The following is a 19,270-nucleotide window of genomic DNA, read 5'->3' as shown; positions in this document are numbered from 1 at the left end:
TGCTTCCTGGTTTCTTTTATTGGTTGCTCTGCCAGATCAGGACCAGCCCGAAGCCGGCCATGGCCGCGCCGTAGCCAGCCCATTGCAGCTGGTTGATCATGAAGCTCGATCGCGGCCAGGCGAGGGTGCCCGTACCCTGTCCGATCCAGAGCAGCCCGACAGCGAGGGCAAACAGGCCTGCGACTAGCAGAATTCTGCGCATGGATTCCTCCCTGTCGGTCTGATTCTGTCGCGACCCCCGGCAGGAACGATCGCCGCCGGTCACGAAAACTTCCCGCAAGACTAGCCGTAGCTTCAGTTCGGATACAATGGCCGCGGACGCGAGACTGCGGGGAGGATGTCCGTGCGCAAGCTGATCTCGAGGCGCAGGGTGATTTTGGGCACGGCTGCTGCGGCCGTCCTTGTCGCGGCTTATGCCGGTATTCCGCGCCAAGCGGATCTGCGGGCTTTCGATCCGGCCGAAATGGCCCGGCTCGAGACCGCGATGTGGCGCGACTATTACGACAAGCGCTATGCCGCGCTGTTCTACCATCTCTACGCCTCGACGCGGATGCAGTTCGGCTTTTCTCCGCTCAGGAGCCTGCACATCGCGTTCAGTGCCGCCGAGGCGGCCAAGACGTTCCAGCCGACGCACTCACGACAGGAAGCCGATGCGGCGCTGCCGGCTCTCGTGGCGTACTACCGCGATTACGCAGCGGCCGCCCCCGTGGCGTTTGACGTGGAGCAGGCAGCCCGGCTCGAGCTCGATTGGTGGCAGGCGCGACGGGAGGCGGTCGGGCCGAACGACTATGGCATCACCATCGCACGCGTGGCCGCGCTGACCTACGGCAAGAGCGTCGACGACGCAGGGATCAGGCACTTTGGGATCACGCGGGCAGACGCCATGGCGTTCCGCGATGCAAAGGGCGAAGCCATCACCGAAGCCGATTGGGTCGCGATCGAAACCAAGCTCGTGGACGCCTACCGGTCGTTAAAGGCGAGCGTTGCGCACTAGCAAGGCCCCACAACGAAAAAGCCCCGGCAATGCCGGGGCTTTGACGCTCGATCGTGAGATCGGATCAGTACTTGGCGACGACCGGACCGGTCCAGTTGAAGCGGTAGACCAGCGAGGTCGAGATCGTCTGGTTCCAGCTGTTGGCGCGGATGCTGTTGACGCCCGTCGGCAGGTTGGTTGCGTCGACGATTTCATCCCGCGTCTTCGCGTCGTAGAAGGCCGAGCGGTATTCGGTCTTCATGAACCAGCCGGGCGAGGAGATGCCGAAAATGTTCAGGCTGTTCTCGACACCGCCGCCGACGAACCAGCCGTTGCGGTTGTAGCCGTTGAGGTGAAGGCCGGTCGGACCGCCGGCCAGGTTGGTGAAGCTGGTGCTGCCGAAGTGGGCGCCCGAGTAACCGCCGTTGACGTAGGACAGCACGTTCGGAGCGACCAGCCAGCCGAGGCGAACGCCGGCGGCCCAGGAGTCTTCCAGCTTCTGGCGGCCGGTGAGGCCGAGGAGCGGATCCTGCACGGTGCCGCGGATGCTGCCGAACTGACCGTCAGCGAACACGCCGGCGACCCAGGTGCTGTTGAACTGCCAGTCGTAGCCGAGACCGACGGTGCCGAACCAGCCCGAGCCACCCTGACGCTGGGTGATGGTGAGGGGGGTGCCGGTCGTCGTCGAGACGATGCTCTGGTCGGAGTTCGAGAGACCGCCGCCGGCGCCGCCGAAGACGTAGAAGCCGGTCCAGTTGGCAACCGGTGCAGCCATCGGGGCCTTCACGTAGGGACGGGCAGCCAGGTCGGCCGCAGAAGCCGAACCGGTCATCGCCGCAACCGCCGTCAGAGCGAGTGCAATCTTCTTCATGATTAAATCCCCAACCTTGGCAGGCGCGAGCGCACTGGAGTCCGTGTGATCTGATGCCCGGACTATAGACGGTTCTCGCCGAAATGCTGTTGCAGGGCAGGCACAGTCGCCGGAAAACGCCCGTCGCCCGGGTTGCATGACGTCGTGGTAGGAATCCAGAAAACATGAGCGATTTCATATGATTGCATGTGTTTTGAGATTCGTGACCCGGGGTAGGTTTTCGTTAGGAGTTCGCCTTTGTCCGAAATGCAGGCACTCCTGCCTCAACCGTGGTGCTGCCTGGCCCTATGAGTCGCTGGCTGAGTCGCACTCTCGGGAGACGGATCGCCATGGTTGAACGACCGGGAAAGGCCGGTGCAGCGCCCCCAAAATGAAAAAGCCCCGGCCTGAAGCCGGGGCTTTTGAAAGGGAATCGCAGGGTCAGACGTCGAGCAGCTCGTCGCTGGCGAACTCGGCCTTGTCGGAGATGAAGGCAAAGCGCGCTTCGGCCTTGGTGCCCATCAGGCGCTCGACCGAATCCGCCGTGGTGTCGCGGTCATCAGGCAGCAGGACCACCTTGAGCAGCGTCCGCTTGCTCGGATCCATGGTGGTTTCCTTGAGCTGCGCCGGCATCATCTCGCCGAGGCCTTTGAAGCGGTTCACCTCGACCTTGGCGTTGGCGTTGAAGGCGGTCTTGATCAGCTCGTCCTTGTGCTTGTCGTCGCGCGCGTAAACCGACTTGTTGCCGTGGGTCAGCTTGTAGAGCGGCGGCACCGCGAGGAAGAGGTGGCCTTCGTCGATCAGCTTCGGCATCTGCCGGTAGAAGAAGGTGATCAGCAGCGAGGCGATATGCGCGCCGTCGACGTCGGCGTCGGTCATGATGATGATGCGCTGATAGCGCAGATCCTCTTCCCGATAGTGCAGAAGCTGTCCGCAGCCGATCGCTTGCACGAGATCGGAGAGCTGGGCGTTCGCGGTGAGCTTGTCCTTGCCGGCGGATGCCACGTTGAGGATCTTTCCGCGCAAGGGCAGTACGGCTTGCGTCTTGCGGTCGCGCGCCTGCTTGGCGCTGCCACCGGCCGAGTCACCCTCGACGATGAAGAGCTCGGAGCCTTCGGTGCCGGCATCGGTGCAGTCGGCGAGCTTGCCGGGCAGGCGCAGCTTCTTGCCCGCCGTCTTGCGCGCCGTCTCCTTTTCCTGACGGCGACGCAGCCGCTCCTCGGCGCGGTCGATGACGAAGTCGAGCAGCCGGTTGGCCATGTTTGGATTGCCCGACAGCCAATGGTCGAACGGATCCTTCATCGCCTGTTCGACGATGCGCTGCGCTTCGGCAGTGGCGAGACGATCCTTGGTCTGGCCCTGGAATTCAGGCTCGCGCACGAACACCGAGAGCATCACGGCGGCGCCCACCATCACGTCTTCCGAGGTGATGGACGAGGCACGCTTGCCCTGGCCGACGCGCTCGGCGTGATCCTTCAGGCCGCGCAACAATGCGCTGCGCAGGCCCGATTCATGCGTGCCGCCATCGGGCGTCGGTACGGTGTTGGTGTAGGACGACAGGAAGCCGTCGGCATCAGCGGTCCAGGCCACCGCCCATTCGCAGGCGCCGTGCGCGCCGTTGCGGCCTGACTTGCCAGAGAAGATATCGGGATGCACCAGCGTGTCGGCGTGGATCGCCGCGGCCAGATAATCCTTGAGGCCGCCGGGGAAATGGAAGGTTGCTTCCGCCGGCACGTCCTCGACGCCCTTGAGCAGCTCGGGCGCGCAATTCCAGCGGATCTCGACGCCGCCGAACAGATAGGCCTTTGAGCGCGTCATCTTGAACAGGCGCTGCGGCTTGAACGCGGCCTTAGGCCCGAAGATGTCCGTGTCCGGCTTGAAGCGAACGCGGGTGCCGCGGCGGTTGTTGATCTTGCCGAGATCCTCGAGCTTGCCCTTGGGATGGCCGCGCTCGAAGCTCATGCGGTAGAGCTTCTGGCTGCGCGCGACCTCCACCTCGAGACGCGAGGAGAGGGCGTTCACCACGGAGATGCCGACGCCGTGCAGGCCGCCGGAGGTCTCGTAGACCTTGCTGTCGAACTTGCCGCCCGAATGCAGCGTGCACATGATGACTTCCAGTGCCGACTTCTTCGGGAACTTCGGATGCGGATCGACAGGGATGCCGCGGCCGTTGTCGGTGACGGTGAGGAACCCGTCAGCGGAGAGTTCCACGCCAATGAAGGTTGCGTGCCCCGCCAGCGCCTCGTCCATCGAGTTGTCGATGACTTCGGCGAACAAATGATGCAGCGCCTTTTCGTCGGTGCCGCCGATATACATGCCAGGCCGGCGCCGCACCGGTTCCAGGCCCTCGAGCACCTCGATGTCGGCGGCCGTGTAATCGGCCTCGCCGCCACTGGTGCGCGGCGCGGACTTCGCGGCGTTTGCGCGCCCCTTTGGCTCATGGCCCTCGAACAAATCGTCTTTGGTTTTCGTTTTCAATTGTTTGGACATATATCTTGATGTGTTTTGAGGGCCGCGGAGGCGGCGAATCGGTTGGCCTGACTATGCCACTTCTGGCTGCCAAAGGTCACCGGTGGGCAGGCCCGGCGCTGTGGGTGGGAGTTAATGCCGGCAATTTTACGCCGCAAGCCGGCCAAGTCCCGGCAATTTGACGCCTCGGTCGGGTGCAGCCCGGTCTTTGTGACTTGATGTCACACAAGTCCTTGGCTTACCAGTCTTTCCTATCTGGCAGGACCTCAAGGCGGGGCGGGAAGGCTATTTCTTGAATGGAGCAGTTTGCGCATGCACTGGCCGATTTCGTGCGCCTCCATCAGGCCTGGGCTGCTCCGATCGTGTTCCTGCTGGCGTTCGGGGAATCGCTGGCCTTCATCTCACTCCTGATCCCCGCCTGGGGGGCGCTGGTCGCCATCGGCGCGCTGATCGGGGTGAGTGGCATCAGCTTCTATCCGATCTGGATTGCCGGTGCGATCGGCGCCGCCCTCGGCGACTGGGTCTCCTACTGGTTCGGCTATCGCTACAAGGAGCACGTCGCGCAGATATGGCCGCTCTCGCGCTATCCGGAAATCCTGCCGAGGGGCGAGGCCTTCGTACGCAGCTGGGGCGTGCCCAGCATCTTCATCGGCCGCTTCTTCGGTCCCTTGCGCGCCTCCGTGCCGCTCGCGGCCGGCATTTTCGAAATGCCGTATTGGAGCTTCCAGGCGGCCAATTTCGTCTCGGCGCTGGTCTGGGCCGCGGCGCTTCTGCTGTTCGGCGATGTGATCGCCAGGATCATGGAATGGATCTGGCGGCTGATTTAATTCCCGTCATTCCGGGGCGCTCGCAAAGCAAGCGAACCCGGAATCTCGAAATTGTGTCGCGAGATTCCGGGTTCGATGCTTTCGCATCGCCTCGGAATGACAACCATCACCTTGACGGGAACTGCATCTGGCCTTATAGCCGCGCGCCATGATCAACGCCGCGACCATCCTGTTCGCCCGTCGCCGCCGCCGCACTCTTGCGGTTTGGGCGGTCGATCGCGTTTGAGATCATCGTCTTTGCCGCTGGACCCGATCCGCGGCATTCTCTCTCCTGTCAGCGCGATCTGATCCGGCGGCCCCCGAGGAGGCCCAGCAGGAGACTACGATGTACACGCCACCCCATTTCAAGCCGGATCGCGCCGCGAGCCTGAAATTCGCAGGCGAACGCGGTTTCGGCATCATGTGTGCTTTCGACGGCAGGAAGCCGGTCGCTTCCCCGCTGCCGTTCTATTTGACCTATGCCGTCGACGGCACGCCGCAGGTCGCCTTTCACGTCGCCCGTCACAATCCGATGGTAAAGCTGGCAGACGGCACGGCGTCCTGGCTGCTCGCGGTGACCGGCCCCGATGCCTATGTCTCCGCGGACTGGTACGTGTCCCCGGATCAGGTGCCGACCTGGCTCTATCAGTCCGTGCATCTGAGCGGGCCGGTACGGGTGTTGTCCGACGACGAACTGTCGGTGCAGGTCGACACCCTCAGCGAGAAGTTCGAGAAGCGCCTGTTGCCGAAGAAGCCGTGGACGTCGGGCAAGATGACGGCGGGCCGGCTCGCGGCACTGAAGAAAGGGATCGTGGGTCTGGTCATGACGGTTGAAGAGGTCGAAGGCAGCTTCAAGCTCAACCAGCACAAATCGGACGCCGATTACACGGCGATTGCCAATGCGCTCGGCGCGCAAGCCGATGCCGACGCGAGAGAGATCGCGCAACTGATGCAGGACGTAAGGCCTGAGGCCTTCGCGAACGAAACCAACACGCTCGAAAGGACGGCACCATGAGCCTCACCGAGACGACGAAAGCCCCGACCTCGGGCGCAGCGAGGAAGCCTGCCACCGTCTTCGTCGATGGCGGCTCCGGCACCACCGGGCTCGGCATCAACGAGCGGCTGAAGCTCCAGAACGATGTCGCGGTGAAGACGCTTCCCGACGACAAGCGCAAGGATCCTGCGGCCAAGAAGGCGCTGATGGCGGAGGTGGATCTCGTCATCCTCTGCCTGCCCGACGATGCCGCCAGGGAGACGGTGGCGCTGATCGATAGCATGGGTCCCTCGGGGCCGAAGGTGCTGGACGCCTCGACCGCCTACCGGGTCGCGCCCGATTGGGCCTACGGTTTTCCGGAGCTGGCGCCGGACCAGGTCGGCAAGATCAAGGCCGCGAAGAAAGTCTCCAATCCCGGCTGCTATCCGACCGGCGGCATCGCGCTGCTGCGGCCGATCGTCGATGCCGGCCTGTTGCCGGCCGACTATCCGATCTGCGTCAACGCGGTGAGCGGCTATTCCGGCGGCGGCAAGTCGATGATCGCGAGCTTCGAAGACGGCAGCGCGCCGTCCTTCGAGCTCTACGGCCTCGGCTTCGAGCACAAGCATCTGCCGGAGCTGCAGCTCTATTCGAACCTGACGCGCCGGCCGATCTTCATCCCCTCGGTCGGCAATTACCGGCAGGGCATGCTGGTCTCGATCCCGCTGCAGCTCGACACGCTGCCGGGCAAGCCGACGGGTGCGGACCTGCAAGCCGCGCTCGCCAAGCATTACGCCGGCTCAAAATACGTCAAGGCGATGCCGCTTCAGAACGAGGCGAGCAAGGGCGGCCGGCTCGAGCCCGAGGCTCTCAACGAGACCAACATGCTCGAGCTCTATGTCTTCGCCAGCGACAAGTACCACCAGGCGGTACTGGTCGCGCGGCTGGACAATCTCGGCAAGGGTGCCTCGGGCGCAGCCGTGCAGAACATGCGGCTGATGCTGGGCCTGCCGGAGGAATAAGGCGACAGCCTATCCGTCGTCATTGCGAGCCACCGGGGCCGCGCGCAGCGCGGCCCGATGACAGGCTCCGCGAAGCGATCCAGGACCTCTCACCGCGAAGACGGTCTGGATTGCTTCGTCGCATCAGCGCAAAATTGCTTCGCAATTTTGTCGCGCGCTCCTCGCAATGACGGTGGAGAGAGCCTCAAAATACCTTGAAGATCGCCAGCGCCAGCACGGCCTGCGCCAGGAAGCCGACGGTGAAGGCGAGGGTGCGAAACACCGGAATGCCCAGCGCATAGACGATCAGATGCGCAACGCGCGCCCAGAAATAGACGACGCAGGCGAGCACCGTCCATTTCGTGGAATAGTCGATCGCATTGAGGATCAGCACCAGCGGTGCGAACAGCACGAGGTTCTCGACCGCATTGTCATGCGCGAACATCAAACGGTTCGCCCATTCGGCTTGCGGCTTGTCGCCGCGCGTGGGGTTGGCCATGGCGCCGCTGAGCCCGCGAACCTGGCAGCGGTTGATGGTGTAGGGAATCCAGAGGATCCCGGTCAGGATCACCGTACAGGTCAGCCAGAACAATTCACGCGTCATAACCCGGTCCCCTCTCAACTCGATGTCGTGAGCTTATACGAAAACGCGCAGCCCTGCCTATGCGCGCACCCTGACATAGCTGCCGGGCGCGTCCTCGATGGGCGGGAAGGCCTCGCTCCCGACGCTGCGCGCCGGCACTTCCTCCGGATCGAGCCCGCCCAGCCATTCGCGCCAGTCCGGCCACCACGAGCCCTTGTGCTCCACCGCGCCCTTCATCCACTCCGCGACGTTGGCGGCCTTGATGTTGTCGTTGGTCCAGTACTGGTACTTGCCCGAGGCCGGCGGATTGACGACGCCGGCGATGTGGCCGGAGCCTGACAGGACATACTTCACCGGCCCGCCGAAGAATTGCGAGCCGTACAGCACCGATTCCGCCGGCGCGATGTGGTCCTCGCGCGTGGCGAGGTTGTAGACCGGCACCCTGACCTTGGAGAGATCGAGCAGCGTGTTGTCGAGCACCATGGTGCCGGTCGACAAGCGGTTCTCCAGGTAGCAGTTGCGCAGATAGTAGGAATGGTTGGCCTGGGTCATCCGCGTCGCGTCGGAATTCCAGTGCAGCAGGTCGAACGCGCTCGGCTGCTGGCCCTTGAGGTAATTGCTGACGACGTAGGACCAGATCAGGTCGTTGGAGCGCAGCATGTTGAAGGCCATCGCCATCTTGGAGCCCTCGAGCACGCCTGAGGCCTTCATGTCCTGCTCGAGCGAGGCGATCTGGTCTTCGTCGACGAAGACGAGAAGATCGCCGGCATGGGTGAAGTCGACCTGCGCGGCAAAGAACGTCGCCGAGGTCACGCGCTGACGCCGCTTCTCGGCGAGCCAGGCCAGCGTGGTCGCGAGCATGGTGCCGCCGACGCAATAGCCGGCGGTGTGCACCTTCATCTCGCCGGTGATCTTCTCGATCACGTCCATCGCCGTGAGCGGGCCTAGCTTCATGTAGTCTTCCCAGCTCTTGGAACCGAGCTTCTTGTCCGGATTGACCCATGAGATCACGAACACGGTGATGCCCTGGTCGACGCACCATTTGATGTAGGATTTCTCCGGCTTGAGATCGAGGATGTAGAATTTGTTGATCCAGGGCGGCACGATCAGGAGCGGGGTGCGCAGCACCTTCTCCGTGGTCGGAGAATACTGGATCAGCTGCATCATCTCGTTCTGGTAGATCACCTTGCCCGGCGTCGTCGCCATGTTGACGCCGACGACGAGGTTGTCCGGGTTGGACTGGCGGATCTTCAACATGCCCTTGCCGGCCGCGATGTCCTCCGCCAGCATGGTCAGGCCGCGCGCCAGGTTCTCGCCGCTGCTGGCAACGGTCTCGCGCAGCACCTCCGGATTGGTCAGCACGAAGTTCGACGGCGAGATCGCGTTGGTGACCTGCTGGACGTAGAACTCGGCCTTGCGGCGCGTCGCCGGATCAAGCTCGGCGTCGCGGACCAGCTCCTGCGCCCATTTGCTGGAGAGCAGATAGAGCTGCATCACGAAATCGAAAAACTGGTTCGACTTCCATTCCGGATCGGCAAAGCGCTTGTCGCGCGGCGAGGGCGCGATCGCGGGCTGTGCCTCCTGGCCGGCCATTCGCCGTGCCGCCGAGCCCCAGAGATCGAGATAATCCTTGGCGAGCTTGGTCTGCAGGTCGGACGAGCGCGACTGGTCCGACAGCCAATATTCGGCGACCGTGGTGAAGGTCTTGACGACCTCGGTGAGCTCGGCCGGCGGGCGGTCCTGCACCTCGCCGCTTTCGCGCGGCTTCAGATACGCGGCGAGCGCCTTGCCGCCGCTCTCCATCGCCCGCGCGATATTCATCGCGAAGGCTTCCGCATCGAACTTCGTTTCGGACTTTGACCCTGACGTCGAGCCAGGCTTGGGCATGTCGGTCGTGACGGTACTCATGAGAACAACAGTAACGATTCATTCCGTATTCGTCACCGCGAAGCTCGCCGGTTTCGCGCGAAACAGGCGCGAAGATGTGCTGCACTGCGACAATGCTTCTTGCTTTTGTCACAATCGCGGTGCACGTCTCGTGCCGTGGGCCTTGGAAGATTTCTCGCTCGTGCCATTTGTGGGCAGCAATGGTTTGAGGTTGGGCAGGTTGTTGGCTAAGTTGCCGGCAGCCTTGCGTTGGGACGAGTAGGGGAATTCCCAAGTGTTGGCGTTGTGGGACCTGCAAAAGTCGCGGCTCGTGTGCTGTGCGCTGCTGATCGCTGCTTTCATGCTGGGCGGCTGTTCGAGCCAACTCGCGGATATGTCTGCCGCCGACACGCCCGCTCACCCCAAGGAGCCTGCCGGCTATTTGTCGGTGCACGATTTGCCGCCTGACCGTGATCAGGCCATCATCCCGCCGGACCAACGCGCCAAGATCGAGGCCGAGCTTGCGGCCGCGCGCGACCGTCAGGCCGTCGCGGCCAAGGATGCCAAATAAGGCCGCGTAATCGCTGGCGCCACCGCCACTCCGTGCTAAAAAGACTTCAATTCAGCCGAGAGTCAGGGCGAAGGAGTTCAGTCCTTGCCGCCGAAAATTACTCCAAGTATTTGATTTTGAGTGATTTTCGCGTGCCGGGCGATGTCTCCTGGAAGGAGTGTCATTGCTCCTCGATTCTGCCCTGACCGGTTGCCCGGAGCCCAGAGACCCATGGAAGAATTTTACCGCATCCGCCGCCTTCCGCCTTACGTGTTCGAGCAGGTCAACCGGGCCAAGGCGGCCGCGCGGAACGCTGGCGCCGACATCATCGATCTCGGCATGGGCAATCCGGACCTGCCGGCCCCGCCGCATGTGCTCGAGAAGCTCAAGGAGACGCTGGGCAAGCCGCGCACCGACCGCTATTCGGCCTCGCGTGGCATTCCCGGCCTGCGCCGCGCCCAGGCTGCCTATTACGACCGCCGCTTCGGCGTGAAGCTCAACCCCGACACCCAGGTGGTGGCGACGCTGGGCTCCAAGGAGGGCTTTGCCAACGTGGCGCAGGCCATCACCGCGCCGGGCGACGTGATCCTCTGTCCGAACCCGAGCTATCCGATTCATGCCTTCGGCTTTTTGATGGCGGGCGGCGTGATCCGTTCGGTGCCCTCGGAGCCGACGCCACAATTCTTCGAGGCGGTGGAGCGGGCGATCGTGCATTCGATTCCGAAGCCGCTCGCGCTCGTGGTCTGCTATCCCTCGAACCCGACCGCCTATGTCGCGAGCCTCGATTTCTACAAGGACCTCGTCGCCTTCGCGAAGAAGCACGAGATCCTGATCCTGTCGGATCTTGCCTATGCCGAGGTCTATTTCGACGAGAGCAATCCGCCGCCCTCGGTGCTTCAGGTACCCGGCGCGATCGACGTCACCGTCGAGTTCACCTCGATGTCGAAGACCTATTCGATGGCCGGTTGGCGCATGGGCTTTGCGGTCGGCAATGACCGCGTCATCGCAGCGCTCGCCCGCGTCAAATCCTACCTCGATTACGGCGCCTTCACGCCGGTGCAGGTCGCCGCGACCGCGGCGCTGAACGGCCCTGACGACTGCATCAAGGAGATGCGCGACACCTATCGCAAGCGCCGTGACGCATTGGTGGAATCTTTCGGTCGCGCGGGGTGGGAGATTCCGCCGCCTGAGGCTTCGATGTTCGCCTGGGTGCCGCTGCCGGAGGCGTTCCGCAGTGTCGGCAGCATGCAGTTCGCGACGTTGATGGTGGAGAAATCAGGCGTTGCGGTCTCGCCCGGCGTCGGCTTCGGCGAACATGGTGAAGGATATGTCCGCATCGCCATGGTGGAAAACGAGCAACGGATCAGGCAGGCCGCACGCGGCGTGCGCCGCTTCCTTGAAAGCGGCATCGAAACGTTGCACAACGTCGTTCCACTCGCCAACCGGCGCTAATTCTCTTCTGCAGGTTCACTCAAGCATCATGGTTGCACCCCTGAAAGTGGGCATAGCGGGGCTCGGCACCGTGGGCGCCGAAGTTGTCCGTTTGATCGAAACGCAGGCGCGCGTGCTCGCGGGCCGCAGCGGCCGCGGCATTCGCGTCGTCGCCGTCACCGCACGTTCGAAGGCCAAGAAGCGCGGCATCGACCTGCGCGGCGTCGAATGGGCCAAGGATCCGCTTGCCCTCGCCACGCATCCCGAGGTCGACTGCTTCGTCGAGCTGATGGGCGGCGCCGGCGATCCCGCGCTCTCGGCGGTCGAAGCCGCGCTGAGCACTGGCAAGTCGGTTGTCACAGCCAACAAGGCACTGCTGGCCAAGCACGGAATCAAGCTGGCAAAAGCCGCCGAAAAGCACGGCGGTGCGCTGAATTTCGAGGCAGCGGTCGGCGCTGCGATCCCCGTCATCAAGACGCTTCGCGAAGGTCTTGCCGGAACCGGCATCAATCGCGTCTACGGCATCCTCAACGGCACCTGCAATTACATCCTGACGCGGATGGAGCAGGAGGGCCTGTCGTTCGCCGAGTGCCTCACGGATGCGCAGCGGCTCGGCTATGCCGAGGCCGATCCGTCCTTCGACGTCGACGGCCACGACACCGCGCAAAAGCTCGCGATCCTCGCCAGCCTCGCTTTCGGCACGAAAGTTGCTCAAAGCGCGGTGTATGTCGAAGGCATCTCCTCCATCGCGCCGGAAGATCTTCGCGCGGCCGCCGATCTCGGTTACCGCGTCAAGCTGCTCGGCGTTGCCGTTCGCACCGCCAAGGGCATCGAGCAGCGCGTGCATCCGACCATGGTTCCCAAGACATCCTCGATCGCGCAGGTGATGGGTGTCACCAATGCGGTTACGATCGATGGCGAGGGCATTCCGCCGATCACGCTGGTCGGCCCGGGGGCGGGCGGAGCTGCGACCGCATCCGCCGTCGTTGCCGATATCGCCGACGTCGCGCGCGGCATTCGCGCCAATCCGTTCGGAAGGCCGATCGCGCAGCTGCACGACACCAAGAAGGCGCCGATGGAGCGCCACGAAGGCGGCTATTACATTCGCCTGCTCGCGCGCGATTTCCCCGGCACCGCGGCTGCAATCGCGACCCGGCTCGCAGAGCAGAAGATTTCGATCGAGTCGATCGTGCAGCGTCATCCCAATGGCGGCGCTGCACCTAGCGACGGCAAGGCGGTGCCCGTGCCCGTCATTCTGATCACCTATGCCACGCATGAGGACGCGGTGCGCCGCGCGCTCGCGGCCGTGCAAAAGGACAAGGTGATCAGCGGGCGGCCGCAAGTCATACGGATTGAGAAGAACTAGAGCATGATCCGGAAAAGTGTGCAGCGGTTTTCCGGAAAGATCATGCTCAAACCATAAGACAGTTCGAACGAACTGTGGGTGTTACGAGTTGATGCGGACGGAGATTTCCGTCCCGAACGCTTCGAAGGAGTTAGCCGATGTCGACCCATATTTCAGTGCCGCCGCAAGCATTGCTCGAGCGCATTCTCACGCTGGAGATCGTGCGTGTGACGGAGCGGGCGGCGGTGTCGTCGGCGCGTCTGCGCGGGCACGGGCAGGAGAAGGCCGCCGACCAGGCCGCCGTCGACGCCATGCGCCGCGAGCTCAACAAGCTGCCGATCCAGGGCACCATCGTGATCGGCGAGGGTGAGCGCGACGAGGCGCCGATGCTCTTCATCGGCGAGAAGGTTGGCGTCAACGCCGGCCCCGAGGTCGATATCGCGGTCGACCCGCTCGAGGGCACCACGCTGTGCGCCAAGAACATGCCGGGCTCGATCGCCACCATGGCGATGGCCGATGGCGGCACGTTGCTGCACGCCCCCGACGTCTACATGCAGAAGCTCGCGATCGGTCCCGGCTACGACAAGGGTGTCGTCGAGCTCGATGCATCGCCGGCCGACAATGTCCGCCGCCTCGCCAAGGCCAAGGGCGTCAAGCCCGAGGGCATCACCGTTCTCGTGCTCGACCGTCCGCGCCATGCCAGCATCATCGAGAGCGTGCGCTCGACCGGCGCTGCCGTCCGCCTCATCACCGACGGCGACGTTGCCGGCGTGATCCACACCGCCGACCCCGACAACACCGGCGTCGACATGTATCTCGGCACCGGCGGCGCGCCGGAAGGCGTGCTCGCGGCCGTGGCGCTGCGCTGTATCGGCGGCCAGATGCAGTGCCGCCTGATCCTCGATTCCGGCGAGAAGATCGAGCGCGCGGCCAAGATGGGCGTCAACGATCCCAAGATGATCTACGGCATCGAGGACATGGCGCGCGGCGACTGCCTGTTCGCCGCGACCGGCGTTACCACCGGTTCACTGCTGTCGGGCGTCAAATTCCGCAAGGACGGCGTGATCGAGACCGAGACGGTGGTGATGCGCTCCGTCACCGGTACCGTGCGCTACATCAAGGCCGAGCATCGCGAGCTCGCGAAGTTCCATCTGGATTAGCTCTGCCCGTCATTCCGGGGCGACGGGACCGCGCGGCCCGGAGAGCCCGGAATCCATCGGGCGGCGGAGTACGATGTGAAATGGATTCCGGGCTCGCGCTTCGCGCGCCCCGGAATGACAACGAGGAAGCGCCATGTCCGATCTCTCCGCCGTCAAAGCCCTGATCTTCGACGTGTTCGGCACCGTCGTGGACTGGCGCACCAGCCTGATCACCGACTTCATGTGGTGGGGCAAGGGCCGCGGCATCAGCGCCGACTGGACCGCGCTCGTCGACGGCTGGCGCGGCACCTATGTCGCCTCCATGCAGGACGTGCGCGAGCATCCCGAACGCGGCTATGTGATGCTCGACGATCTGCATCGCCGTTCCCTGGAAAAACTGGTCGAGAAATTCGCCATCAAGGGGCTCACGGACGCCGACCTCGATCATCTCACCAAGGGCTGGCATCGCCTCAATCCCTGGCCGGACAGCGTCGCCGGCCTGACACGATTGAAGACCAAGTTCGTGATCTCGCCGCTGTCGAACGGCAACGTCGCACTGCTCACCAACATGGCGAAGTTCGCAGGGCTCCCCTGGGACCTCATCATGTCGGCCGAGCTGTTCCAGCACTACAAGCCCGATCCCGAAACCTATCTCGGTGCCGCAAAGCTGCTGTGTCTCAAGCCGGCAGAGGTGATGATGGTCGCCGCCCACAATGGGGATCTCGCCGCTGCGCAGAAGAACGGCCTGAAGACCGCGTTCGTCGCCCGGCCGACCGAGTACGGGCCGCACCAGAAGGTCGATTTCGAGGCGACCGGCAATTGGGACATCGTCGCCAAGGATTTCGGCGGCATCGCCGACAAGCTCGGCTGCTAGGCGAGCCGCCGCCTCATGCAATCTTCAGCGCAGGCTCGCTCGTTTCCGTCTCCGCAAATCCCGCCTGCAAGACCTCCTCACGCTTGTGGCGCAGATGCGCGCGCAGGATGTGGGAGAGGCCGACGCCGTCGCGGCGCTGGAGCGCGTTGAGGATGGCCTCGTGCTCCGTCACCGCAAGCGCCCAGCGCTGCGGCGTCATCGGCGTCACATAGCGGGCACGGCGAATGCGCGCGGTCACGGATGCGTAGAGCCCGGTGAGGACAGGGTTGCCGGCTGCGTTGACGATCCCCTCGTGGATGGCGCGGTTGCCGCGATAATACTGGATCAGATCGCCCTCGCGATAATGCTGCACCATGGCTGCATGGGCCGCGGCGATCTCGGCGATCTCGTGATCGGTGATGCGCTCGCAAGCGAGCTCGCCCGCCAGCGCTTCGAGCCCCTGACAGACCTCGAACAGGTCGCGCATGTCCTTGTCGGTCAGCTTGGCTGCACGCGAGCCGCGATGCGGCAGCAGCTGCACGAGGCCCTCGGCGGCCAGCACCTTGAGCGCTTCGCGCAGCGGCGTTCGCGAAATTTCCAGCCGCTCGCACAGCTCGCGCTCGGGAATCCGCGCGCCCGGCGGGATCTCGCCGTCGAGCAGAATGTCGCGGATGCGGCCGACGACCTCCTCATGCAGCATGGGGTACTCTCTATTTTGAATGCAAAAATGATCCAATAGACGAAAGTTAGGTAATTATATCTTGAAAAACCAAAATTTTGCATTCAAAAATGCAAAAACAGCCGGAGATCGAGGAAATGGACCAAGCCGTAGCGGCGGACGACCTCGTTTTTGAATGCAGGGACGGGATCGGGCGGATCACTTTCAACCGCCCGCAGGCGCGCAACGCCTTCACTTTCACCATGTACGAGCGGCTCGCCGCCATCTGCGAACAGGCCAACGATGACAGGTCCATCAAGGTGCTGGTGTTGCGCGGCGCCGGCGACAAGGCCTTTGCCTCGGGCACCGACATCAACCAGTTCCGCGCGTTCCGGACGCCGCAGGACTCCATCGACTACGAGAACCGGATCGACCGGGTGCTGACCACGCTGGAGCAATGCCGGGTACCGACCATCGCGGCGATCAACGGCTTTTGCACCGGCGGCGGGGCGGGCATTGCCGCGGCCTGCGATCTGCGCATCGGCACGCGCAGCACCAGGATCGGCTTTCCCATTGCCCGCACCCTCGGCAATTGCCTGTCGATGTCCAATGTCAGTCGTCTCACCGCGCTGATTGGCGCCGCGCGTGTCAAGGACCTGATCTTCACCGCACGTCTCGTCGATGCCGCCGAGGCCGCAGGCATCGGCTTGCTCGGCGAGGTCGTCGACGATCTCACCGCGCTCGACAAGCGTACGGACGAAGTCGCGCGCCTCGTTGCCAGCCACGCGCCGCTGACGCTGAATGCGACCAAGCAGGCGGTCGCCCGGCTGCAACGGCGGCTGATGCCGGAGGAGGGCGAAGACCTCATCCTGATGTGCTACACGAGCCAGGATTTTCGTGAAGGGCTCGATGCTTTCCTCAGCAAGCGCGCCCCGCAGTGGCGCGGCCAATAGGACGCCCCGAATGCAAAGCGATCGATCGCAATCTATTTCACGCCGTTCGGGACCGCTCGCCGGCCTCAAGGTCATCGACCTCACCCATGTCATGGCCGGGCCGACCTGCACCCTGATGCTCGCCGACATGGGCGCCGACGTCATCAAGATCGAGAAATGGCCCGGTGGTGACGACACCCGCCATTCGGTGCCGCCGAAGATCGGCGACGAAGCCGCCTCGTTCCTGATGATGAACCGCAACAAGCGCGGCATCGTGCTGGACCTGAAGAGCGACGGCGGCAAACAGGTGCTGCGTCGATTGATCGCGGACGCCGACGTGCTGGTCGAAAACTTTGCGCCGGGTGCGATGGAGCGCCTGGGGTTCGGTTACGAGGAACTGCACAAGCAGTATCCGTCGCTGATCTATTGCTCGTTGTCGGGTTTTGGCCGCACCGGTCCCTACAAGCACCGCCGCGGGTTTGACCTCGTCGCGCAGGCCATGAGCGGCATCATGAGCTTCACCGGCGAGCGCCCCGATGGTCCGCCGGTGAAATGCGGCCCGCCGCTGTCTGACATCACCGCGGGCCTGCTCGCGAGCATGGGCATCCTCGCCGCCTACACGCACCGCCTCAAGACCGGCGAGGGGCAGTGGGTCGAGACCTCGCTGTTTGAGGCGGCACTGGTGCAGACCTATTGGCAGTCGACCATTGCGCTCGCCGCCGGCAGCGCGCCGCGCGCGATGGGCTCGGCCCATCCGCTCAACGCGCCGTACCAGGCGTTCGAGGCCTCGGACGGCTGGCTCGTCGTCGGCGGCGCCAACAAGAAGCACTGGCTCTTGATGCTGGAAGCGCTCGGGGCCAGCGAGCTCGCCGCCGATCCGCGCTTCGTCACCGGCGCCGACCGCATGGCCAACCTGAAGGAGCTGGAAGCCGTCCTGAGCGAGCGCTTCCGGACGAAGACGCGCGCGCATTGGCTCGCCGCGCTGGACGAGAAGGGCGTGCCTTGCGGGCCCGTGCACGACATGCTGGAGGCGCTCAGCGATCCGCAGACGCTGGCGCGCGAGATGGTCGTCGAGGTCGAGCATTCCACGCTCGGCCGGGTCAAGACGATCGGGCTGCCGGTCAAATTCTCGGAGACGCCGGGCAAGGTCGCATCAGGCGCGCCCGTCTATGGCGAACATACCCGCGAGGTGCTGGCCCAGCACGGGTTCGACCAGAGGCAAATCGAAGCGCTGGAGCAAGAAGGCGCAATCGTCTCGGCATCCAGGGAGCGCGAAGAAAGCGTCGCCTGAACGGACGTCGAGACGGCTGATCAAGCAAAACAGAAAAAATAAGTTGGAGGAAATCATGCGTGGGACGTCCCTCTTTTTGCTGTCCGTCGGTGCGGCCGTGCTCGCAGGCCCGATGCCGGCATTCGCGGCCTGGCAGCCGCAGAAGCCGATCGAGTTCGTGGCCACCGCAGGTCCCGGCGGCGGCACCGACAATCTTGCCCGCGCCGTGCAGAACATCATCACCAAGTACAAGCTGACGGAGCAGCCGATCGTCGTCGTCAACAAGGGCGGCGGCAGCGGCGCGGAAGGCTATGTCTACGGCAAGGCCTCTGCCGGCGATCCCTACAAGGTGGTCTTCGGCACCTCGAACGCCTGGCAGCAGCCGCTCGTCTCCAAGGTCGCCTTCAACTACACCGACCTCACTCCGATCGCGGCGATGGCGCAGGACGAATTCCTGCTCTGGGTCAAGCAGGACGCGCCCTACAAGACGGCCGGCGACTATCTGAAGGCGGCCGCCTCAGGCGAATTCAAGATGGGCGGCGCGCAGTCCAAGGACACCGATGAGGTCCTGACGCGCATGATCGAGAAGACGGGGCACGTCAAGCTCACCTACATTCCTTTCAAGAGCGGCGCCGAGGCCGCCGTGCAGCTCGCCGGCGGGCACATCGATTCCCACGTCAACAATCCCAGCGAGAGCCTCGGCCAATGGCGCGGCGGCACGCAGCGCCCGCTCTGCGTCTTCAGCCCGAAGCGCCTGCCTGAAGCGCCGAAGATCACCGCCACCGAGGGCTGGAGCGACGTTCCGACTTGCACCGAGCAGGGCCTCGACATCAAGCAATACGAGCAGCCTCGCACGGTCTGGCTGCCCGGCAAGGTCACGCCGGAGCAGGCGGCCTACTATGTCGATCTCATGAAGAAGGTGCAGGCGACGCCCGAGTGGAAGGACTACATCGAGAAGACCTCCCAGGTCGACACGTTCCTGACCGGCGCCGAGTTCGACAAGTTCATCAAGGAGGACCTCGAGCACGTCAAGCAAGTCGCGAGCGAGCAGGGCTGGCTGGTCAAGTGAGGATCTGGAGTCTTCAATGATCTCACGCCGCGCCCTCGAACTTGCGACCGCCATCCTCACCGGCAGTTTTGGCGTTGCGGTGGTGGTCCAGAGCCTGGACAACGGCATCGGCTGGTCGAGCGAAGGTGTCGATGCAGGCACGTTCCCTTTCCTGACCGGCATCATCATCGTCGTCGGCAGTCTCTACAATCTGGCGCGCGGCGTGGTGCCGGCGGCTTCGCTGGCGAGCGTTCCCATCGCCATCACGTCGATTGAGCTGCGGCGGCTGGCGGGCCTGTTCGTGCCGGCAGCGATCTTCGTCGGCGCGATTCCGCTGCTCGGGATGTACATCGCCTCGGCGGCTTACGTCTTCGCCGTGCTCGCGATCCCCCGGCATCAACAGGTGCTGTGGTCGGCGATCACGGCAGCGGCAACGGCGCTCGCGCTTTACGTCGTATTCGAACGCATGTTCCAGGTCAGCCTTCCGCACGGCGCGCTCGCCGCCGCGCTCGGACTCTGAGGG

The 19,270-nt window shown here is 64.0% G+C and carries 20 protein-coding genes; 14 read left to right on the top strand and 6 right to left on the bottom strand.

What is annotated here, in order from left to right; translation table 11 throughout:
- Positions 1-16: 16 nt before the first annotated feature.
- Complete coding sequence (locus ACNJX9_RS22685; protein ID WP_057745043.1) at positions 17-202, bottom strand: hypothetical protein; 186 nt, start codon at positions 200-202, stop codon at positions 17-19.
- A 141-nt stretch (positions 203-343) separates the two neighbouring features.
- On the opposite strand from ACNJX9_RS22685, the gene ACNJX9_RS22680 reads away from it, so the two are divergent.
- Entirely contained in the window at positions 344-994 is a 651-nt protein-coding gene (locus ACNJX9_RS22680; RefSeq protein WP_439404240.1) for a hypothetical protein, read from the top strand.
- Positions 995-1,058: 64 nt separating this feature from the next.
- Here ACNJX9_RS22680 and ACNJX9_RS22675 read toward each other — a convergent pair whose 3' ends face one another.
- Positions 1,059-1,844, bottom strand: coding sequence for an outer membrane protein (locus tag ACNJX9_RS22675; RefSeq protein WP_057745019.1), 786 nt, complete (start codon positions 1,842-1,844; stop codon positions 1,059-1,061).
- Between the two features lie 420 nt (positions 1,845-2,264).
- Positions 2,265-4,313: a DNA topoisomerase IV subunit B gene (parE, locus tag ACNJX9_RS22670; RefSeq protein WP_057745022.1), complete on the bottom strand. Its 2,049-nt coding sequence runs from the start codon at positions 4,311-4,313 to the stop codon at positions 2,265-2,267.
- 275 nt (positions 4,314-4,588) lie between these two features.
- On the opposite strand from parE, the gene ACNJX9_RS22665 reads away from it, so the two are divergent.
- From ACNJX9_RS22665 to argC, 3 genes are all read left to right on the top strand, one after another.
- Positions 4,589-5,119, top strand: a complete 531-nt coding sequence (locus ACNJX9_RS22665; RefSeq protein ID WP_057745026.1) for a DedA family protein — start codon at positions 4,589-4,591, stop codon at positions 5,117-5,119.
- A gap of 325 nt (positions 5,120-5,444) precedes the next feature.
- Positions 5,445-6,113 carry an FMN-binding negative transcriptional regulator gene (locus ACNJX9_RS22660; RefSeq protein WP_057745029.1) on the top strand — a complete coding sequence of 223 codons (669 nt, stop codon included), beginning with the start codon at positions 5,445-5,447 and terminating at the stop codon, positions 6,111-6,113.
- The gene (gene argC, locus ACNJX9_RS22655) at positions 6,110-7,093 is read left to right on the top strand and encodes an N-acetyl-gamma-glutamyl-phosphate reductase (RefSeq protein WP_439404239.1); all 984 of its coding nucleotides are present in this window, start codon (positions 6,110-6,112) and stop codon (positions 7,091-7,093) included. Before ACNJX9_RS22660 ends, argC begins: the two co-directional genes overlap by 4 nt.
- A gap of 184 nt (positions 7,094-7,277) precedes the next feature.
- Here the strand turns inward: argC and ACNJX9_RS22650 are convergent, their stop codons facing one another.
- Positions 7,278-7,676: an MAPEG family protein gene (locus ACNJX9_RS22650; RefSeq protein ID WP_057754556.1), complete on the bottom strand. Its 399-nt coding sequence runs from the start codon at positions 7,674-7,676 to the stop codon at positions 7,278-7,280.
- A gap of 57 nt (positions 7,677-7,733) precedes the next feature.
- Positions 7,734-9,542 (bottom strand): PHA/PHB synthase family protein, encoded by a 1,809-nt coding sequence (locus ACNJX9_RS22645; protein WP_205668284.1) that lies wholly within the window; start codon positions 9,540-9,542, stop codon positions 7,734-7,736.
- Here ACNJX9_RS22645 and ACNJX9_RS22640 point away from each other — a divergent pair.
- The 6 genes from ACNJX9_RS22640 (at position 9,442) to ACNJX9_RS22615 (ending at position 14,860) form a co-directional block, all read left to right on the top strand.
- Positions 9,442-9,804 carry a hypothetical protein gene (locus tag ACNJX9_RS22640; protein WP_439410254.1) on the top strand — a complete coding sequence of 121 codons (363 nt, stop codon included), beginning with the start codon at positions 9,442-9,444 and terminating at the stop codon, positions 9,802-9,804. The genes ACNJX9_RS22645 and ACNJX9_RS22640 overlap by 101 nt on opposite strands.
- Before the next feature lie 12 nt (positions 9,805-9,816).
- A complete protein-coding gene (locus ACNJX9_RS22635; RefSeq protein WP_439404238.1) occupies positions 9,817-10,092 on the top strand; it encodes a hypothetical protein in 276 nt (91 codons plus the stop codon).
- A gap of 210 nt (positions 10,093-10,302) precedes the next feature.
- Entirely contained in the window at positions 10,303-11,523 is a 1,221-nt protein-coding gene (locus ACNJX9_RS22630; protein ID WP_057754565.1) for an LL-diaminopimelate aminotransferase, read from the top strand.
- A 28-nt stretch (positions 11,524-11,551) separates the two neighbouring features.
- Positions 11,552-12,868 (top strand): homoserine dehydrogenase, encoded by a 1,317-nt coding sequence (locus ACNJX9_RS22625; protein ID WP_439404237.1) that lies wholly within the window; start codon positions 11,552-11,554, stop codon positions 12,866-12,868.
- Between the two features lie 137 nt (positions 12,869-13,005).
- Positions 13,006-14,007 carry a class II fructose-bisphosphatase gene (glpX, locus tag ACNJX9_RS22620; RefSeq protein WP_057754573.1) on the top strand — a complete coding sequence of 334 codons (1,002 nt, stop codon included), beginning with the start codon at positions 13,006-13,008 and terminating at the stop codon, positions 14,005-14,007.
- A 133-nt stretch (positions 14,008-14,140) separates the two neighbouring features.
- Complete coding sequence (locus ACNJX9_RS22615; protein WP_439404236.1) at positions 14,141-14,860, top strand: haloacid dehalogenase type II; 720 nt, start codon at positions 14,141-14,143, stop codon at positions 14,858-14,860.
- A 13-nt stretch (positions 14,861-14,873) separates the two neighbouring features.
- Here the strand turns inward: ACNJX9_RS22615 and ACNJX9_RS22610 are convergent, their stop codons facing one another.
- Positions 14,874-15,539 carry a GntR family transcriptional regulator gene (locus ACNJX9_RS22610; protein ID WP_057754579.1) on the bottom strand — a complete coding sequence of 222 codons (666 nt, stop codon included), beginning with the start codon at positions 15,537-15,539 and terminating at the stop codon, positions 14,874-14,876.
- Between the two features lie 116 nt (positions 15,540-15,655).
- On the opposite strand from ACNJX9_RS22610, the gene ACNJX9_RS22605 reads away from it, so the two are divergent.
- The 4 genes from ACNJX9_RS22605 to ACNJX9_RS22590 are packed head-to-tail and all read left to right on the top strand — an operon-like array spanning position 15,656 to position 19,267.
- Positions 15,656-16,450: an enoyl-CoA hydratase/isomerase family protein gene (locus tag ACNJX9_RS22605; RefSeq protein WP_057756611.1), complete on the top strand. Its 795-nt coding sequence runs from the start codon at positions 15,656-15,658 to the stop codon at positions 16,448-16,450.
- 10 nt (positions 16,451-16,460) lie between these two features.
- The gene (locus tag ACNJX9_RS22600; RefSeq protein ID WP_439404234.1) at positions 16,461-17,720 is read left to right on the top strand and encodes a CaiB/BaiF CoA transferase family protein; all 1,260 of its coding nucleotides are present in this window, start codon (positions 16,461-16,463) and stop codon (positions 17,718-17,720) included.
- Between the two features lie 55 nt (positions 17,721-17,775).
- Positions 17,776-18,768, top strand: a complete 993-nt coding sequence (locus ACNJX9_RS22595) for a Bug family tripartite tricarboxylate transporter substrate binding protein (RefSeq protein ID WP_439404232.1) — start codon at positions 17,776-17,778, stop codon at positions 18,766-18,768.
- Positions 18,769-18,784: 16 nt separating this feature from the next.
- Positions 18,785-19,267, top strand: coding sequence for a tripartite tricarboxylate transporter TctB family protein (locus ACNJX9_RS22590; RefSeq protein WP_057754587.1), 483 nt, complete (start codon positions 18,785-18,787; stop codon positions 19,265-19,267).
- Positions 19,268-19,270 lie beyond the last annotated feature (3 nt).

It is taken from the genome of Bradyrhizobium sp. BLXBL-03 (assembly GCF_051853015.1).
Taxonomy (GTDB): Bacteria; Pseudomonadota; Alphaproteobacteria; order Rhizobiales; family Xanthobacteraceae; genus Bradyrhizobium; species Bradyrhizobium manausense.
The sequence above is the reverse complement of the archived record's forward strand: the minus strand, read 5'-3'. Positions and strand labels throughout refer to the sequence as shown.

What these genes read in the sequence shown, in the direction of transcription:
- parE (WP_057745022.1), bottom strand. Translation starts at nt 4,313, where the DNA reads ATGTCCAAACAATTGAAAACGAAAACCAAAGACGATTTGTTCGAGGGC.
- ACNJX9_RS22595 (WP_439404232.1), top strand. Translation starts at nt 17,776, where the DNA reads ATGCGTGGGACGTCCCTCTTTTTGCTGTCCGTCGGTGCGGCCGTGCTC.
- argC (WP_439404239.1), top strand. Translation starts at nt 6,110, where the DNA reads ATGAGCCTCACCGAGACGACGAAAGCCCCGACCTCGGGCGCAGCGAGG.
- ACNJX9_RS22645 (WP_205668284.1), bottom strand. Translation starts at nt 9,542, where the DNA reads ATGCCCAAGCCTGGCTCGACGTCAGGGTCAAAGTCCGAAACGAAGTTC.
- ACNJX9_RS22630 (WP_057754565.1), top strand. Translation starts at nt 10,303, where the DNA reads ATGGAAGAATTTTACCGCATCCGCCGCCTTCCGCCTTACGTGTTCGAG.
- glpX (WP_057754573.1), top strand. Translation starts at nt 13,006, where the DNA reads ATGTCGACCCATATTTCAGTGCCGCCGCAAGCATTGCTCGAGCGCATT.
- ACNJX9_RS22615 (WP_439404236.1), top strand. Translation starts at nt 14,141, where the DNA reads ATGTCCGATCTCTCCGCCGTCAAAGCCCTGATCTTCGACGTGTTCGGC.
- ACNJX9_RS22660 (WP_057745029.1), top strand. Translation starts at nt 5,445, where the DNA reads ATGTACACGCCACCCCATTTCAAGCCGGATCGCGCCGCGAGCCTGAAA.
- ACNJX9_RS22610 (WP_057754579.1), bottom strand. Translation starts at nt 15,539, where the DNA reads ATGCTGCATGAGGAGGTCGTCGGCCGCATCCGCGACATTCTGCTCGAC.
- ACNJX9_RS22675 (WP_057745019.1), bottom strand. Translation starts at nt 1,844, where the DNA reads ATGAAGAAGATTGCACTCGCTCTGACGGCGGTTGCGGCGATGACCGGT.
- ACNJX9_RS22650 (WP_057754556.1), bottom strand. Translation starts at nt 7,676, where the DNA reads ATGACGCGTGAATTGTTCTGGCTGACCTGTACGGTGATCCTGACCGGG.
- ACNJX9_RS22625 (WP_439404237.1), top strand. Translation starts at nt 11,552, where the DNA reads ATGGTTGCACCCCTGAAAGTGGGCATAGCGGGGCTCGGCACCGTGGGC.
- ACNJX9_RS22605 (WP_057756611.1), top strand. Translation starts at nt 15,656, where the DNA reads ATGGACCAAGCCGTAGCGGCGGACGACCTCGTTTTTGAATGCAGGGAC.
- ACNJX9_RS22600 (WP_439404234.1), top strand. Translation starts at nt 16,461, where the DNA reads ATGCAAAGCGATCGATCGCAATCTATTTCACGCCGTTCGGGACCGCTC.
- ACNJX9_RS22665 (WP_057745026.1), top strand. Translation starts at nt 4,589, where the DNA reads ATGGAGCAGTTTGCGCATGCACTGGCCGATTTCGTGCGCCTCCATCAG.
- ACNJX9_RS22685 (WP_057745043.1), bottom strand. Translation starts at nt 202, where the DNA reads ATGCGCAGAATTCTGCTAGTCGCAGGCCTGTTTGCCCTCGCTGTCGGG.
- ACNJX9_RS22590 (WP_057754587.1), top strand. Translation starts at nt 18,785, where the DNA reads ATGATCTCACGCCGCGCCCTCGAACTTGCGACCGCCATCCTCACCGGC.